This window comes from Klebsiella sp. PL-2018, from assembly GCF_019048985.1.
Taxonomy (GTDB): Bacteria; Pseudomonadota; Gammaproteobacteria; order Enterobacterales; family Enterobacteriaceae; genus Klebsiella; species Klebsiella michiganensis.
The window spans coordinates 5,314,343-5,329,852 of sequence record NZ_CP077673.1; the positions used below are offsets into that span (position 1 = coordinate 5,314,343).

The following is a 15,510-nucleotide window of genomic DNA, read 5'->3' on the forward strand; positions in this document are numbered from 1 at the left end:
GCCATGCCATGGATCCAACTGAAACTGAACACTACCGGCGCGAACGCGGAAGAGCTGAGCGATGCGTTAATGGAAGCGGGTTCCGTTTCCATTACTTTCCAGGATACGCACGACACGCCGGTATTCGAACCTCTGCCGGGCGAAACCCGTCTGTGGGGCGATACTGACGTTATCGGCCTGTTTGACGCCGAGACCGATATGAAAGAAGTGATTGCGATGCTGGAGCAGAATCCGCTGCTGGGCGCCGATTTCGTGCATAAAATCGAACAACTGGAAGACAAGGACTGGGAGCGCGAATGGATGGATAACTTCCACCCTATGTGCTTCGGTAAACGCCTGTGGATCTGCCCGAGCTGGCGCGATGTGCCGGATGAAAACGCCGTTAACGTGATGCTCGACCCGGGCCTGGCGTTTGGTACCGGTACACATCCCACCACGGCAATGTGCCTGCAGTGGCTGGATGGCCTCGATCTCGCGGGCAAAACGATTATCGATTTTGGCTGCGGCTCAGGCATTCTGGCCATTGCGGCATTAAAGCTGGGCGCCGCGAAAGCTATCGGTATTGATATCGACCCGCAGGCCATTCAGGCCAGCCGCGATAATGCCGAGCGTAACGGGGTTTCTGAACGCCTGGAACTCTATCTGCCTAAAGATCAGCCAGAGGCGATGAAAGCCGATGTGGTGGTCGCAAACATTCTGGCAGGCCCATTACGCGAACTGGCTCCGCTTATCAGCGTGCTGCCGGTTACAGGCGGTCTGCTGGGGCTTTCCGGCATCCTTGCCAGCCAGGCGGAAAGCGTTTGTGAAGCGTACGCCGATCTCTTTAGCCTCGATCCCGTCGTGGAGAAAGAGGAGTGGTGCCGGATCACCGGTTATAAAAAGTAATCTCCCTGTGGCCTCATCGCAGGCCACCGCTTTTCGCGTTTTCTGTACAAAATCATTCGCTCAATGAGAATAAGATGATGCGGTAACGTATTGTAGTTACCAATAAAATCATAAATTTATTCATTGGACGAATGATATGAAAACAACTTTAGGCAAGGCGGCATTACTGGCGTTAAGCATGATGCCCGTTACGGTTTTCGCTTCCCACTGGAGCTATGAAGGCGAAGGTTCGCCGGAACACTGGGGGGCGCTCAATGAGGAGTACAAAACCTGTCAAAATGGTATGAATCAATCCCCTATCAACATCGATACCACGTTTAAGACACACCTTTCACCGCTGGATACGCACTACATCGATGGCCTCATTACGCTCATCAACAATGGTCACACTATCCAGGCGGGGTTAAAGACCACAACAGCGGATACCGTTACGATTGACGGTACGCCATTTACCCTTCAGCAGTTCCATTTTCATGCCCCGAGCGAAAACACCGTTCACGGTAAGCACTATGCGATGGAGATGCATCTGGTACATAAAAGCGCTCAAGGCGCCGTTGCCGTCGTGGCGGTGATGTTCGACCAGGGCGCGGAAAATAGCGAACTGAACAAACTGTGGGCCACCATGCCCGAGAAAGCCGATCAGACGGCTAAAATCGTCACCCAAATGGATCTCAACGCCCTTCTTCCCGCAGACAAGACATACTGGCGTTTCAGCGGCTCCCTGACCACGCCGCCTTGCTCCGAGGGGGTAACCTGGATTGTGCTTAAACATCCCCTGACACTTTCATCAGCGCAGCTGGCAAAATTTAGCCACGCTATGCATCACGATAACAATCGTCCGATACAGCCGCTGAATGGTCGCGTGGTCATAGAATAAACATCAGCTGTGCTTCACGATCATGTTCTGAAATGAGAGCCAACTCACATAAAGCCAAGGTAATTTGCTGATTTCTTCAGCAGATTATCTTGCCCGTTCCCTGTGTCGGGAAGAAAAAATGAGAAGTTAGACAAAATTATATGTGTAGATAAATTCATCACATGTTTTTAATGCAATGATTTATATAGCTAATTATTCATGCACACTGACCTGCAAGGCGATTCTTTGATCCACCGCAGAGGATTGCTCAAAGTTTGGCCTTTCATCTCGTGCAAAAAATGCGTAATATACGCCGCCTTGCAGTCACAGTATGGTCATTTCTTAACTCATGCGCATCGGACACTACCAGCTCAGGAATCGACTCATCGCAGCGCCTATGGCTGGCATTACTGACAGACCATTCCGCACGTTGTGTTACGAGATGGGAGCAGGATTGACCGTATCCGAGATGATGTCCTCCAACCCGCAGGTTTGGGAGAGCGACAAGTCACGCTTACGGATGGTGCACGTTGATGAGCCCGGTATTCGTACCGTGCAAATCGCCGGTAGCGTACCGGAAGAGATGGCTGCAGCCGCCCGTATTAACGTGGAAAGCGGCGCCCAAATTATTGATATCAATATGGGGTGCCCGGCTAAAAAAGTGAATCGTAAGCTTGCAGGTTCAGCCCTCTTGCAGTACCCCGAGCAGGTGAAGTCTATCCTGACGGCGGTCGTCAAAGCAGTGGACGTTCCCGTAACTCTCAAGATTCGCACCGGTTGGGAACCGGAACACCGTAACTGTGTAGAAATTGCCCAACTGGCTGAAGAATGTGGCATTCAGGCTCTGACTATTCACGGACGCACGCGCGCCTGTTTGTTTAACGGAGATGCTGAGTACGACAGTATTCGGGCAGTTAAGCAGAAAGTTTCCATTCCGGTTATCGCGAATGGTGACATTACTGACCCGCTTAAAGCCAGAGCTGTGCTCGACTATACGGGGGCAGATGCCCTTATGATAGGCCGTGCAGCTCAGGGAAGACCCTGGATCTTTCGGGAAATCCAGCACTATCTGGACACTGGAGAGCTGCTGCCGCCGCTGCCGTTGGCAGAGGTTAAGCGCTTGCTTTGTGCACACGTTCGGGAACTGCATGGCTTTTATGGCCAGGCAAAAGGGTACCGAATCGCACGCAAACACGTATCCTGGTATCTGCAGGAACACGCTCCAGATGACCAGTTTCGGCGCACATTCAACGCCATAGAAGATTCCAGCGAACAGCTGGAGGCGTTGGAGGCATACTTCGAAAATTTTGCGTAATAGAAATAAAGAGCTGACAGAACTATGTTCGAACAACGCGTAAATTCTGACGTACTGACCGTTTCTACCGTTAACTCTCAGGATCAGGTAACTCAAAAGCCCCTGCGTGACTCGGTTAAACAGGCACTGAAGAACTATTTTGCTCAACTGAACGGTCAGGATGTTAATGACCTGTATGAGCTGGTACTGGCTGAAGTAGAACAGCCCCTGTTGGACATGGTGATGCAATACACCCGCGGTAACCAGACCCGTGCTGCTCTGATGATGGGCATCAACCGTGGTACTCTGCGTAAAAAATTGAAAAAATACGGCATGAACTGATAGATTTCAGCTATGTTATTGAATAAAAAGGCGCTACTCAGCATGGGATAGCGCCTTTTTTATTGAACTGACTACACCACTGACTACACCTGACAGTGAACAGCAGCGAACAAAGCCGCCGAGTAGTGAGGGGTTATGCAAGGAACCAATAATCGTATGCTCCGGCTAACCATTACTGATCTACCCCTCTATCGAGATGATGTACCGATACAATCACTATCGAAGCATCCAGTCCAAATGGACGCCTTTACAAAGTACGGACTATCTAATACCCGGCATATTAGCCAGAACCAACAGCAATGATGAATTAGCGCTTTCCGATGAGTTGAAGACAACTCTCATGGATACCCTGCATTGGCAGAACGGACATCACTCATAAAATTCTTATTGTATGATAGATGTATCCCACAATAAGGAATCAACCCACTATGAGACTAACCAGCCGTAAAAAGACTCTTCTCTGTATCTTCTGCCCCAAATAACAGAGAGCGGGTTGCTGGGTTATTTTTAAAGCTGATCCTCAACATAAATCCCGGCTGAAATAATCGCGCCGCCAATTCGACGCTTGCCGTAAAGCAGGCCAACGGGGTAGCCCTGTGAAGCTGTGTTCGTGACGCCACCAAAGGCGTAAGAGGCTTTGTTTTCCGGAGATTCCTTACGGGCCAGCCCCGCAGGCTGAGGGGAAAGCATCTGGACGATGCCGCCCAGCATCATACCCACACCAGATGCAACGAGTGGTGCCCCAATAGGCGTGGCCCATAAAATGGCTCCAGCAACCACCAGCACTGCGCCAAGAATGGTTTGCATAATCCCTGCCTTTTTACTGCCGATGACAACCGGCACAATCCGGATAACTTCGCCAGTAATGGGAAAACCCAAATCATCCTCGCCAATATTCTTTTTCCCTCTGAAAACAGCGAAGGTCAGTCCCTGTTCCTGGCTGTTAACCATGAACTTTTCAAACCCCGGAATAGTCGCCGCTAACGCGATCCCTGCTTCATGAACAGTGCTGATTAAACGGTGATGGACCTTGCCAAAAGTCTTGCCAAGAACACCGCTCAGTTCTATTTGAGTCATTTTTTCGCTCATAAATACCTCTCAAAAAATATTTTTTCAATTAGATACCCGCATAGCATCTGCGGATATCAGGTAATAAATTCAAAGACCATTAAATGTTGCCAGCCGTTCTTTGTGGCTATTGCTCATATCAAAAGCAAAATCTTCGTGTTCCGCCTGGAAAGTACCGAACGCCATCAGTGACGCTACAGCCGGGTCTATCTTGTTGGAGGATTTCTTTTTGTTGGGCTTAATGTTGGCGTTAGCGTCTGACTCCATCACCACATTACCTATCGCCCAGGCCAGCACCGGATCGCCGCGATGGCGCACCACTTTACGGTTAACAAATACCTCGAAGGATTTCGCGACCGGGCTGAATTTAAGATAGGTTTGCGGGAACGGCTCCACATCGAGGCCCGCCCCCTGTAGCTGGGTGCGCAGGTGCGTGGCGTTCCACGTATCGAAACCCACCAGCCTGATATTGAAGATTTCAGCGTCGCGCAGAATATCGTCACGGATGCGGTCATAGTCGATGCAGTCGCCGGGCGTGGTGCGTATCCATCCCGCTTTTACCCACTGGCGGTAGATGGCGCGGTTTTTGTTGGCGACGTTAAGTAGCTGGGCTTCCGGCAGATAATGACGGGTCAGCAGGCGGATCTCCCTGTCGAACGGGAAAGCGTAACTCACGCTGGTAATGTCGCTGGTAGAGGACAGGTCAAATCCGGCGTAGCACTCCATTCCGGCGAGGTCTTTTTCTTCGTAGTCGAGTTGGCAGGCATCCCATGCACCGGCCCCCATCCACGGCGTGGAACCCTGACACCAGATATTGAAACGTTTGGTCAGCATTTCCACCCACTGCGAGGGTATGCCCCGCGCTTTCTGGATGGTGGATTCCAGTTTCGCCGCGTCAACGGACACATGCAGGTTAGGGTTGGCCTTGATCCACATTTCCGGCTGCTCAACCTCGCTTTCGTCGTCCAGTTCGTAAATCAGCACAAACAGCGAATCATTCCTTTCTTCCCCTGCCAGAATCTGGCAGCAGTAGTCATAATGCTGCTTACAGGCAGAGACAACGTTACTCCCGGCGGTAGTGATGGCGAATAAAATCGCCTCCGGGCGTGCCCCCATGCCCAACTCAAGCGCGGAGTAAACGCCGTTATCCGGGTGAAGGTGGTACTCATCGACAACCGCAAGGCTGGGATTTGTCCCCTCAATGGTGGCTGCTTTCGCCGCCAGCGGCTTTAACAGGCTGTTGCTCTTCGGAAAAATGACTTTGTGCGCCTGAATATTGACTCGTTTTTTCAGCGGTTTTGACAGCAGGCACATCTGGCGGGCATCGTCGAACACGATTCGGGCCTGATCCCGGCTCACCGCCGCCGTGTAGATATCCTGCTGGCCCTTTTCCATCACCAGAAACCAGTTAGCCAGCATGGCGGCTACGGTGGATTTGGCGTTCTTGCGCGGCACTTCAATAAAGGCGCTGCTGTATTTCCTGCGGCCTGTAGACGACTCCTTGAAACCAAGGAGACAGGCAAAAGCGAACTGCTGCCACGGCTCCAGTTCGATGGGCTGGCCCCGCAGCGGGCCTTTGACGTGCGGACAGAGGCGGGAGAATGCAATAAACCGCTCAACGGTCGCGGTATCAAACACAAAACGGGGGTCATTCAGGTCTGAAAAGTACCTTTCGACGGCCTGTTTTACCCGCTTACAGGCCGGAATTTCGCCCGTTTTTATGGCATTTGCGTATTCATTCCAGGCGGTCAAGCTCGTCTACCTCTTCCGTTTCTGGCGGGTTACGGCGACGGCTTACCGGGTCAAAGCCCAGCAGCGACGACATTTTAATCATTATTTTTTCTGCGTCTGATTTGGCCTTGAGTGCCGGGTTGCTGGTTGCCGCACCGCGCGAACCTTCGACCGTAAAGCCACGCCGGGTAATATCTTCAACCGCCTTTCGGTACATCGAATAGTTGACACAATACAACTCAAGGCTGTTCCAGTCGGCGGGGGTCAAATCGCCGCGTTCGGCAAGTTGTTTCGCTTTCGTCTTCCACTGCTGCGCGGCTACCTCATCGAGGTAGGCAGGGGGTTTAGGTGGTCTTGCCATAATTAATTGTTTCCTTTGAATTTTCTGCTATCAAAAAAATCACCGTGCGTAAAAATTTGAGGGGGAGCGTGGTGCCTTGCAGCAGAGGGGTTGTCTTTAAAACCGCCCCCTCCCCGCCCATGCGGCCTGTCAGCGGTTGCGGAAGCATTCCATAAGCTCCCGGTCACGCTCACTCATCCGCTTTGCTACGGGCTTCGTGTGCGCTCTCTGTCTGGCGGGTTGCCATGCCTCGCGCTGCTTTATCAGTCCACTAATCAGCCGCTGCTGTTCCTGCTCAGTCATTGTCAGCCTCATATATCCAGTCGTTACGATGTGCTGCGCGTTCTTCCTGCTCGCGATACAGCCCTGCCTTTCGGTGGACTTTGGTGGTTGGGTCCTGCTGCGTGGTCTTGCGGCTATGGTGTGAATGGCATAACGCCTGGTGATTCCACTCAGGCCAGAACAGAACATCATCACCACCGTTAACAGGGATGATGTGATCGACAATCTTTGCGGGAACATAGAGGCCCAGCTTCTCGCACTCCACGCACAGCGGGTAGCGTTTCAGATACTGAGCGCGGTACTTCTCCCATGAGGCAGAGTAACCACGGGCGCGACGGTGTCCGCGTCTGGCATCCTGCGCCCGCCACACTTCCCGTTTATGCTCATCGCACTTGCCAGACTTAACCCGCTTATTGCATCCCGGCTCAGTGCACCGGCGTAGTGGTTGCCACGGCATCAGTACACCCCCACGCTGCGGTAATAGTTCCACAGGGATGTGGTGGCAAAAGGAAGCTCTGCGACTTTGTCAGCGGTTAAATCCCGGTTCTCGTACCAGTGACTTATCAGCAGCAAACATCCCACTTTTATCGCCGGATTGAATTCCAGTCCGCCATCAAAGCGTCTGCCAATATGCTTCTGGCAGACTTCAAGCGCTGCGGCAATATATCCACAGATAAGGGTATCTTCCTCAGCAAAATCAGGTTCAATCCGGCAGTGTAGTTTTGTCTCTTCCAGCGTGATTAACTCAGCCATTACCTGTGCCCCCCTTGCATAACAATTCCAGGTAAGTCCTGTTATTGTCAGGAATAGCGGCGGTAATACCGTAAACATCACCGTTGAGCGCATCAGACTGGTATCTCACTACATGACCCTGCTTAACATCGCGGCGGTAACGGATCCAGATGCGGACTGTGGCTTCCGATGTCACTGCACCAGAGGCCAACAACTCCCGACCTGAAATACCTTTAACTTCCGCCCAGACGGTCGCATAGCTCACCCATTGCTTCAGCGGCTCCCCCAACGGCCCACGACCTTCCTCAAATCGCTGTAAAATTACGCGGTGCTTCAGTCTTCCCACTTTCATTCGTCACCATCCTTGTTACTTTTACTGCTGTTAACTTCTATCTGCTGCTTCCATGCCTGGCTGAACTCATCACCCCCTTCACGCGGTGGCATCCCTTCACGCTCGCGAGCTTCGTTCGGGTTCATGATCCCGTTTTTGATACCGCGTTCATAAGTGGCGTAACGCTCGGTAGGTGTGGCGCGGAGAAGGTCGGCAGAGTCAAACTCCACCTGATAGCGAGTGCCGGGTACAGGAGAGGCCACCAGCAGCGCGGATTTAATCTGCTGCTCGAAGTTCGCCAGCCACGGACGCATGGTCATGGTGAGAAATGCCCGGCTCGCCTCACTAAAGTTGCTGTAGGTGCTGTTACTGTATTCCTGCAGGAAGATGGGCGACACGTTGAACATGCGGGCAATATCTTCAATAGTGAAGCGGCGGGAGGCCAGCCATTCGGCATCCTGATTGCTCATACCAAGCTGCTTGTAGTCCATACCGCCTTCAAGGATTGGCGTTTTTCCGGCGTTTCTGGCACCTTTGTAGCGCTCAAGCGCGTCCAGCGCCTGTTTACCCTTCACACTATCGAGCCATTCAGCAGTAGTGACTACGCCCGCCGCCATCATGCCATCTTTCATAATGCTGGCACCGTGGCGCTGCTGGGCCAGACCTAACCCCAGCGCTTCACGGCAGATGGTGATCGGCGAGCGTCCCAGAAAGCCATCATCGGTGGAGTAACGCAGATGCAGAATCTCTTCCTGTAGATAGATGCGCACAGCCCCGGTAAACGGCTCAGTCACCGTGTATTTATACTTATGCTGTCCGATACGCTCAGGAACAACCGCCCCCGGCGCATACGGATGCAGGGATTGCGGCTGTCCATCACGCCCCCACTGGATCACCGCGTAGGCGTTACCGTTCAGCAGACAATGACGCATCATCGTGCGCTTGAACTGGTAAGGCGTCTGGCAGTCGTTCGGCTGCTCGTTCAGCAAAAAATCGACCGGATGATTACTCAGCCATTCCCGCGCCTCACAGCCGTTATCATTGCGTACCCGGTAGAGATAGCAGGGCATGGTTGCCACCGCCTCGCTGATAACTGACACGGCATTCATCACCGCCGGCAGAGATTCCGCCGTACCCGCAGACACATATTCGCCTGACCCGGTATTTGGAATCCCTGCCATCTGCAAAAACTCATCAATGGTGATACTGCGCTGCTCTGTCTTACGGCTAAAGGGCCAGATATTCCACATATCACAGCCCCGCTAATTCGGCCCAACGCCGACGATTATCATCAACCCGGCATAATTCGGGATGTTGAGCAAAAAGAGAGCGATGCGCGATTTCAACGCCGGACTCAGGGTAAGCGGGCATGGAAGTAACGGTGATTTCCCGTAGTTCGGCAGCGGTCACAGTTCGCAGGTACGGCGATTGCGCAATATCCCAGGACTCTTTCAGCGCGCGGAAACCAAAGCTCATACCTGAAAGATCGCCACGTTCCACCAGCGCCAGCACATCATTACCAAGCTGAGTATTCGGCGGCGTCAGCTCGAAGCGTAACCCGGTATCATCTTCTGACAGCACCAGCGTGCCCGATTTGGTACGCCCCAGCAGCTGGGTATAGTTATGCTCGTACAGCGCACGCACATCGCTACCCGATGCCAGACTGTCTTTAAACGCCCCCGGCGCGAACTGTTCCCTGAATTCATCCCAGATGATTTCTGACAGGCTGTTCCAGCGCACGGCATAGCCCACCAGCTTTTTATCGCTGGCGGTCAGTTCAGAAGTGCGGATTTCAAAATCTATTGTTTTCATTATTGGACTCCACAGAGGGCAGAAAGGGGCCGAAGCCCCTCACACGTCGAATCAGGAACCAGCAGCAAGCTCAAGTACCTTGATAGCGTTGGAGTCCACTACGCCACCGCCCAGGTATTTATCGGTATGCACCTTGTAGAAACCCGGCTCGGTAATGTTGTCAGGACGGGTACGCACGCCCGTGGTGTGATCCACGATGAAATAGCCGCGCTTAAAGTCGCCCACAGCAAGGAATGCTTCACCCGCAGCGGCATCAGGCATGGTTTCCAGATACTGAACAGGACGGCCCAGAAGCGTATCTGGAGAACCGGCAACCAGACGATCGCGCCAGATGTAATCCCCGTTACCGTTTTTCAGTTTTTGTAGCGTTGCGGCGGTGTTGGAGTTCATCACCCATACGGCATTTTTGCGGTATTTGGCTTTCAGCTTGTACAGCAGGTCGATCAGACCATCAGAGGTGACAGCGGCTGTTTCCATTTTCTCCAGCGTACCGAACGGGCGGGTTTTGTCGCTGGTGGCTGCACGGGGATAAGCCAGGAAACCTTTGGATTTTTTGTCGCCATCACCATTCACCAAATCATTCTCTTCGGCGGTGGTGAAAGTGTCTGCCACTTCGTAGGCCAGCCAGCCGAGGATATCCACTTCGGAGAAATCGAGAATCTCCTGGGTGGTTTTGGGATAGGCGTAGATCGGATTCAATTTGATATCCACACGCTCAAGTTTTGGCGGCGCGGTTTCGGCGCGTTCTTCACCTTCAGTACCACGTTTAACCGTTGCACCGCCCACAGATACCAGTTTCTGGTATTCATTGGTTTTGGTCGTCTTCACCGTGGCGATGGAGCGCATCACGCTGTCATCCTGCAACTGGCGCATGATCTCTTTGTCCAGCTCAGGGATAACGGTATAACCGCCGTCAGCCTGCACCAGCGTGGTGAGTGAGCGGGTATCGCCTGTCATGATGTAGTGGCGCAGCTCATCGTTGCTCACGCCTTTACCTTCAACGGAAGTGCCAGGCAGATTGCGCTGATCGTCGGCGACGGCCTCAAGGCGGGTAATTTCAACTTCAAGCGCATCAGCCTGAGCGCGGAGTTCGTCGAACTGCTTGCCCTCTTCATCGTTCAGGCTGCGCTTTTCGGTGTCGGCTTTGTCCAGCATGGAGCGCATCCGGGTTTTGAGTGCAGCCTTTTGCTGGCGTAATTCGAGTAATTTCTTCATGGAGTGATTTCCGTAACAATTAACGTTGAGACGTGAAACCAGCGCGGAATGGAGGGTGGGCCGTTTAACCTTTTTCTGACTCTCTCAGGCTGTACTCACTACAGCTTGATTAAACGACCCGTGGCGGCTCACGTCTGAGTGCCACTCTTCAAGGTATACATAAACATCAGCGAGTAAACCGTCATTTATTGCCGTGAACGATAATGAAAACAGGTGAACAAATAATTTACAAAACTATTTATTCAACAAGTCCCACATATTGTAATCCGTCAACTCCTTACGCATGGATTCCATATGCGCGATCAGTAGATCCAGTTGCTCTCCATCAGCAGCAAGGGTGAGTCCAGAGAAGGACTCAACAATGGAGCCGCGGGAATTAATCATCACCACTGCATCTTTCTTAAGCGCATCTCTGTATTCCTCCGTTCCCATATCCTGCACGCCGTTCTTAATGCCGTGCACCTTGCGATGCTCCAGAATGTCTTTAGCGCTAAACATTGTTTCTCCTTTCAGTTAAATACTAGCCACTCAAAAATCATCATTAGGTGACTGCTACTGGTCGATATCCTTCATTCTGTTGTATAGTTTTTGTTCCGGGGTGGTGGAAGGGGGAGTTGCTGACTCGCCATGGTCAGTTGCAGGGCCTCTTCTGCCTCCCCGGTTCCTGACTTTTCCTCGCCGTTTTTTCTCTTTTTTTCTCCGTATATAAACAAAAGTTAGTGGGTTACGTGGGTTACTGGGTTATCTTTGCTTGCTAAGTATTTTTTATCCATCCTATTCAATGACTTAACATTTACGCTACACAAAATCGTAACCCACTTTGCCCCTCAAATAACCCACTAAGCCATTTTAAAAGTGGGTTACGATTTTCATAGTGGGTTATTTTTCCCTGTTAGTGGGTTATAAATGGCATTTAGTGGGTTACGAGTGGGTTACGCTGTTCCTTTAAAATCATAAGGTTATATAACTTATCCACTGCGTAACCCAGATAACCCACTACTTTTACTCTCACGTATGCAAAAAATTACTCAACATCAGGCGAGAACATCAGCACATAAAACACATGCTGCTTACCGCCCATCCTCCGTAACGCTTTCTTTTTGTGTCGCCCGTTATCCCCGGCCTCAAGCATTCCGGCGCTGGCTAACGCTCTGGCAAACTGACGTGGGTTAAAACCACTGGCAATCTCTTGCTCAAACGCCGCCGGGAAGGTGTAAAACTTATAAAGCTCATCCCCCGCCGGGCTTCCTGTCCGGTAGCCAGCCAGTTCTTTTATCGGCAAATCCCGTGCGTCGGTCTCCGGGTAAGGAAGGTAACGGCTGAACCCGTAAGCATTGAGAAACGCCTCGCACTGCTCAATGATTTGCTGGTGCTCTTTGTTCCCGGTGCCAAACTCTTTTACCCAGGCGTTAAAACTATGCTGGATAGCATCCCGGCTGGCCTGTACGTCCCACCCGGTGATATGGCTGGACAGCACCAGCGCGGCCTCCAGTATTGCAAAGCGTTCTGCCACCCTGTGTACCTGCTCACCGTAATCAACCGGGATAAGACCGCGCCAGCGCGTCTGCGCATCCCTTACAGCCTGTTTAGCTTCCTGCTGGTGACTTGCCAGCCACTTCACCCATTCACGCCCTGCGGCCCCGTGGTTATCGCTCCACGCCTCTTTCAGCGCGTCTGCATGGGCTTTGCCGTTGGGTAATCCGTTAAAAACGGTCGCTTTCTCCATCGGGATATTCAGAAGCCGTACAAGCTGCCCCGCTTTGACCTTAATTCCCGCGGCTGACAGAAAAGTTTCTATGTCCATTTCCCCCGTACTGATTGCCACGGTTCGCCAGCGCTTTAACTCACGGTTGCCGCCCTCTTTAGCCCCCTGCAACTTTCCGGCGCCGTTAAACAGGGTATATGCTGACGTGGCAACATCTTTAGCACTGCTGCCCTGCCCGACTTCATCCAGCGGTAACAGGTTATCGTTGTGCGCTTCCGCTTCGTTCGCTATACCCAGCGCCGTGCCGTACCATGTAAGCCGTAGCGCGTCAGGCTCCCCCCACAGGCTGCTGGCGATATTGGCGGTCGTTGTCTTCCCGGCACTTGACTGTTCGAACAGGTGAACACCAAAACCATCTGCGCCCACCAGCCCGATAAGCGCCGATGCCAGCGCCGTGGCAACCCCCAGCATCATGGAAGAATTGCCCCCTGCAAGACGCGCAACGGAACCCCGCCAGCTTTCAGCCGTACCCGCAACGGTATAGCCGTAAGATGCCGCACTACGACCACCGAACAGAAGCGGTAGCTCTGGTTCCCCGATAACATCACCATCAGGCATAACGTAAGCGCCATTGTGCCAGCCCGACGTGTGGATAATGCGCCACTCCTGCCCCTTACCGCTTTGTTGCAGCCAGTCAGCCAGAATAGCCCGGTATGTACTTTTAGTCGTCACAGTCACACCACCCGCTTTGAGTGTGCGCCAGCCGTCACGCTCTCCGATATCCGCACAGGGAAGCGCTCTGGTGATATCTTCCTGACCTCGCGGCGAACGCCAGCGTAAAACGAGATAACGCTCTGCACCGTCACTACCGGAACCCACCACCTCAAGCGGTGAGCACAGCCACGTTTCGTTATTGATTATCTCGCCGCTTTCCTTATCGACCTTTGGCGTTATCCAGAAAACCCCATCTCCACGGCTTTCTACCCGCGCTTTAAGTTCATCAACTTTTTCCTGCGTCTGCTTAACTGTCACCGATGCAATAAGACTTTCCCCGGCCTGTAGCTGCTCACGTGACCGGTTCAGAAAATCATGCCAGTCCTCCGGCTGGTTATCGGTCATACCCTTGTAGAGTTTTGCATCCTGTACCCCTGCCTGTGCCAGCTTCTCCCCTATCGCATTAATCATTAACTGCTCAATGCTGCCAGCCAGATAGACCCGCGCCGCCCTGCGGCCCTTATCGACGATACGCAGGCTCGCCAGTTCGTTCAGTTGATTCGGCCCCAGATAAACAGGCGGCGTGGTATCTTCCGCTATGTGTTTGCCTAACCCCTCTTCCCAGCCTTTTGCATGGCTCCACGCATCCGCCCCGGCAAAAATGACCGCCTCGGTGTATTTTTCTTTCGGTAACAGCTTTACGTTCGGTGCGTTTTTCATTTCAGCATCCCTCCGTTTAACAGGAGTTTTTCCGACTGTGAGTCGTCTCCTTTCATTTGCTGAAGGGCCGCACCTGCATTGCAACCCATGACAGACCACAAAACAGAACTATGCCGATCCATCCAATGGCAAGTGAGAGGACAATCAGTACGGATTTTGGCTGCGAATGTCAGAGAAAAATCACCAGCCAACTGTGAACGGGCTTCATATTCGGTATTAGCCTGGGTACGCAGAACAACTGGTAGCGCTTGTGAGTCGGCAGAAATAGCCAGAAACAACCAGGTAAATTTAGGTTGAGTATGAGCGCCAGCAATTAAGCCGGAATTAATATTATTCATATATCTAATCCTTAATTACTGGCGTGGAGTTACCTGAAACCCAGTCAGGCGGCAACATTCAATAAAACTATCAACTGAGCCAACGAATTCATCTGGCCTTAACGGAAAGCCATTAATAGCAATGCCTTTTTCAACATTCACAAGTATTTTCCCTGTGAAGTTTTCGGGGATGGGTAGCGATAAATGAACAACAGGCATTTGCATTGATTTAGGCATGATTCCCCCCGCTAACTTCTGCACGTGATTCTTCTTCACCCAGAAAACCGCCTACATCGCCGATCAGCTTTTTAACCATCACGAGCAACGCGTCAACTTCGCTACTTTCCATGTGAACAACCGACTTTTCGCAAATCAGGGCGAGAATAATTTCAGTCTGATAGGCTTTTTCAGCAACTTGCTGGATAGTGAGTTCACACATGGCGCACCTCCTGAACAGGCAGACGTGCGGCCTGAGACAGAATGAAGTGGGGTGCCAGAATACTACGGGCTTCGCGTTCGGTTGTAGCTTCAACGGACAGGCGGCAGGGTTTAGCCTGTTTGTCATGGCGGTTGAGGGCCAGAAAACGATACTGATATTTGGGGCGAGTTTGGGTATGCTGTAATTCAGCCATGATCGTTACTCCAGTTAACGGTTTGGTTAGACGCCCCAATACTGCTCCAACAGTTTGGGGCGTTGTCTTTTCTATGCCCGACGTGTTAACGTACGTACATAATAAAATCCATGTTATGAGGTTATGTACGTACGTGTCAACTATTAAACGAGACAAAACCCCTAAAGGTGAAGGTTGGTCACCAACTTTCCAGATCAGAATCAATCCTGAGCTACGCCAGCAATTGAACGATGTAGCGGAGCGTGAAGGCGTAAGCCTTGGTAATTGGATGAAAGAATTAGCCCGCGCAGAATTGCGTCGGCAAGGAATAGAACCAAAAGGTTGATTTGAGGGAAAAGATGATGCGCATAGATGAGAAAGGACATTTTTATTGCACATGCGAACTTTGTGGTGCAGAAACGAGATTCGGCCCAGACCTTTACCAAGGACATGTATTGCAATTATACGGTAGAGCTTTCTGCTGTAACGACTGCTGGGAAGGTAATTGGGATGGATGGGGCCCGCATTCAGAACCTGCCATTTTGAGGATTTTGA

Annotated in this window: 21 protein-coding genes; 5 read left to right on the forward strand and 16 right to left on the reverse strand. The window is 51.9% G+C overall.

Translation table 11 applies throughout. The features are described from left to right. Positions 1 to 3 precede the first annotated feature (3 nt). The 4 genes from prmA to fis all read left to right on the forward strand — a co-directional run bounded on the left by prmA (position 4) and on the right by fis (position 3,377). On the forward strand, positions 4 to 885 hold the full coding sequence (gene prmA / locus MKleb_RS25040) for a 50S ribosomal protein L11 methyltransferase (protein WP_025108491.1): 882 nt from the start codon (positions 4 to 6) through the stop codon (positions 883 to 885). 136 nt (positions 886 to 1,021) lie between these two features. Beyond that, the gene (locus MKleb_RS25045; RefSeq protein ID WP_025108492.1) at positions 1,022 to 1,762 is read left to right on the forward strand and encodes a carbonic anhydrase; all 741 of its coding nucleotides are present in this window, start codon (positions 1,022 to 1,024) and stop codon (positions 1,760 to 1,762) included. 328 nt (positions 1,763 to 2,090) lie between these two features. Further along, the gene (gene dusB, locus MKleb_RS25050) at positions 2,091 to 3,056 is read left to right on the forward strand and encodes a tRNA dihydrouridine synthase DusB (RefSeq protein WP_014227023.1); all 966 of its coding nucleotides are present in this window, start codon (positions 2,091 to 2,093) and stop codon (positions 3,054 to 3,056) included. A 24-nt stretch (positions 3,057 to 3,080) separates the two neighbouring features. Further along, a complete protein-coding gene (gene fis, locus MKleb_RS25055) occupies positions 3,081 to 3,377 on the forward strand; it encodes a DNA-binding transcriptional regulator Fis (RefSeq protein ID WP_000462905.1) in 297 nt (98 codons plus the stop codon). A 507-nt stretch (positions 3,378 to 3,884) separates the two neighbouring features. Here fis and MKleb_RS25060 read toward each other — a convergent pair. The 16 genes from MKleb_RS25060 to MKleb_RS25135 form a co-directional block, all read right to left on the reverse strand. After that, entirely contained in the window at positions 3,885 to 4,466 is a 582-nt protein-coding gene (locus MKleb_RS25060; protein WP_217076316.1) for a tail assembly protein, read from the reverse strand. 69 nt (positions 4,467 to 4,535) lie between these two features. Next, a complete protein-coding gene (locus MKleb_RS25065; protein ID WP_217076318.1) occupies positions 4,536 to 6,197 on the reverse strand; it encodes a terminase large subunit in 1,662 nt (553 codons plus the stop codon). Further along, the gene (locus MKleb_RS25070; RefSeq protein WP_217076320.1) at positions 6,181 to 6,537 is read right to left on the reverse strand and encodes a phage terminase small subunit P27 family; all 357 of its coding nucleotides are present in this window, start codon (positions 6,535 to 6,537) and stop codon (positions 6,181 to 6,183) included. The genes MKleb_RS25065 and MKleb_RS25070 overlap by 17 nt, the downstream gene beginning before the upstream one ends. Then, the gene (locus tag MKleb_RS25075) at positions 6,521 to 6,685 is read right to left on the reverse strand and encodes a hypothetical protein (RefSeq protein ID WP_228740765.1); all 165 of its coding nucleotides are present in this window, start codon (positions 6,683 to 6,685) and stop codon (positions 6,521 to 6,523) included. The genes MKleb_RS25070 and MKleb_RS25075 overlap by 17 nt, the downstream gene beginning before the upstream one ends. A 126-nt stretch (positions 6,686 to 6,811) precedes the next feature. Further along, positions 6,812 to 7,255: an HNH endonuclease signature motif containing protein gene (locus MKleb_RS25080; RefSeq protein ID WP_217076322.1), complete on the reverse strand. Its 444-nt coding sequence runs from the start codon at positions 7,253 to 7,255 to the stop codon at positions 6,812 to 6,814. Next, positions 7,255 to 7,551, reverse strand: coding sequence for a head-tail connector protein (locus MKleb_RS25085; RefSeq protein WP_217076324.1), 297 nt, complete (start codon positions 7,549 to 7,551; stop codon positions 7,255 to 7,257). The genes MKleb_RS25080 and MKleb_RS25085 overlap by 1 nt, the downstream gene beginning before the upstream one ends. Next, entirely contained in the window at positions 7,544 to 7,882 is a 339-nt protein-coding gene (locus MKleb_RS25090; protein WP_217076326.1) for a phage head closure protein, read from the reverse strand. Before MKleb_RS25090 ends, MKleb_RS25085 begins: the two co-directional genes overlap by 8 nt. Next, positions 7,879 to 9,111 (reverse strand): phage portal protein, encoded by a 1,233-nt coding sequence (locus tag MKleb_RS25095; RefSeq protein WP_217076332.1) that lies wholly within the window; start codon positions 9,109 to 9,111, stop codon positions 7,879 to 7,881. The genes MKleb_RS25090 and MKleb_RS25095 overlap by 4 nt, the downstream gene beginning before the upstream one ends. Position 9,112: 1 nt before the next feature. Then, positions 9,113 to 9,673: an HK97 family phage prohead protease gene (locus MKleb_RS25100; protein ID WP_217076334.1), complete on the reverse strand. Its 561-nt coding sequence runs from the start codon at positions 9,671 to 9,673 to the stop codon at positions 9,113 to 9,115. A 51-nt stretch (positions 9,674 to 9,724) separates the two neighbouring features. Next, positions 9,725 to 10,888, reverse strand: coding sequence for a phage major capsid protein (locus MKleb_RS25105; RefSeq protein ID WP_217076336.1), 1,164 nt, complete (start codon positions 10,886 to 10,888; stop codon positions 9,725 to 9,727). A 234-nt stretch (positions 10,889 to 11,122) separates the two neighbouring features. Next, on the reverse strand, positions 11,123 to 11,386 hold the full coding sequence (locus MKleb_RS25110; RefSeq protein ID WP_217076338.1) for a hypothetical protein: 264 nt from the start codon (positions 11,384 to 11,386) through the stop codon (positions 11,123 to 11,125). A gap of 526 nt (positions 11,387 to 11,912) precedes the next feature. Further along, positions 11,913 to 14,027, reverse strand: coding sequence for a DUF927 domain-containing protein (locus MKleb_RS25115; protein WP_217076340.1), 2,115 nt, complete (start codon positions 14,025 to 14,027; stop codon positions 11,913 to 11,915). Then, positions 14,024 to 14,365: a host cell division inhibitor Icd-like protein gene (locus MKleb_RS25120; protein WP_217076342.1), complete on the reverse strand. Its 342-nt coding sequence runs from the start codon at positions 14,363 to 14,365 to the stop codon at positions 14,024 to 14,026. The genes MKleb_RS25115 and MKleb_RS25120 overlap by 4 nt, the downstream gene beginning before the upstream one ends. A gap of 15 nt (positions 14,366 to 14,380) precedes the next feature. Further along, positions 14,381 to 14,581 (reverse strand): hypothetical protein, encoded by a 201-nt coding sequence (locus MKleb_RS25125; protein WP_217076343.1) that lies wholly within the window; start codon positions 14,579 to 14,581, stop codon positions 14,381 to 14,383. Then, a complete protein-coding gene (locus tag MKleb_RS25130) occupies positions 14,574 to 14,783 on the reverse strand; it encodes a hypothetical protein (protein WP_217076344.1) in 210 nt (69 codons plus the stop codon). The genes MKleb_RS25125 and MKleb_RS25130 overlap by 8 nt, the downstream gene beginning before the upstream one ends. Further along, the gene (locus tag MKleb_RS25135) at positions 14,776 to 14,976 is read right to left on the reverse strand and encodes a host cell division inhibitor Icd-like protein (RefSeq protein WP_217076782.1); all 201 of its coding nucleotides are present in this window, start codon (positions 14,974 to 14,976) and stop codon (positions 14,776 to 14,778) included. Before MKleb_RS25135 ends, MKleb_RS25130 begins: the two co-directional genes overlap by 8 nt. A 133-nt stretch (positions 14,977 to 15,109) precedes the next feature. Between MKleb_RS25135 and MKleb_RS30020 the strand changes: the two genes are divergently transcribed. Then, a complete protein-coding gene (locus MKleb_RS30020) occupies positions 15,110 to 15,301 on the forward strand; it encodes a toxin-antitoxin system HicB family antitoxin (protein ID WP_228740769.1) in 192 nt (63 codons plus the stop codon). Positions 15,302 to 15,510: the final 209 nt, after the last annotated feature.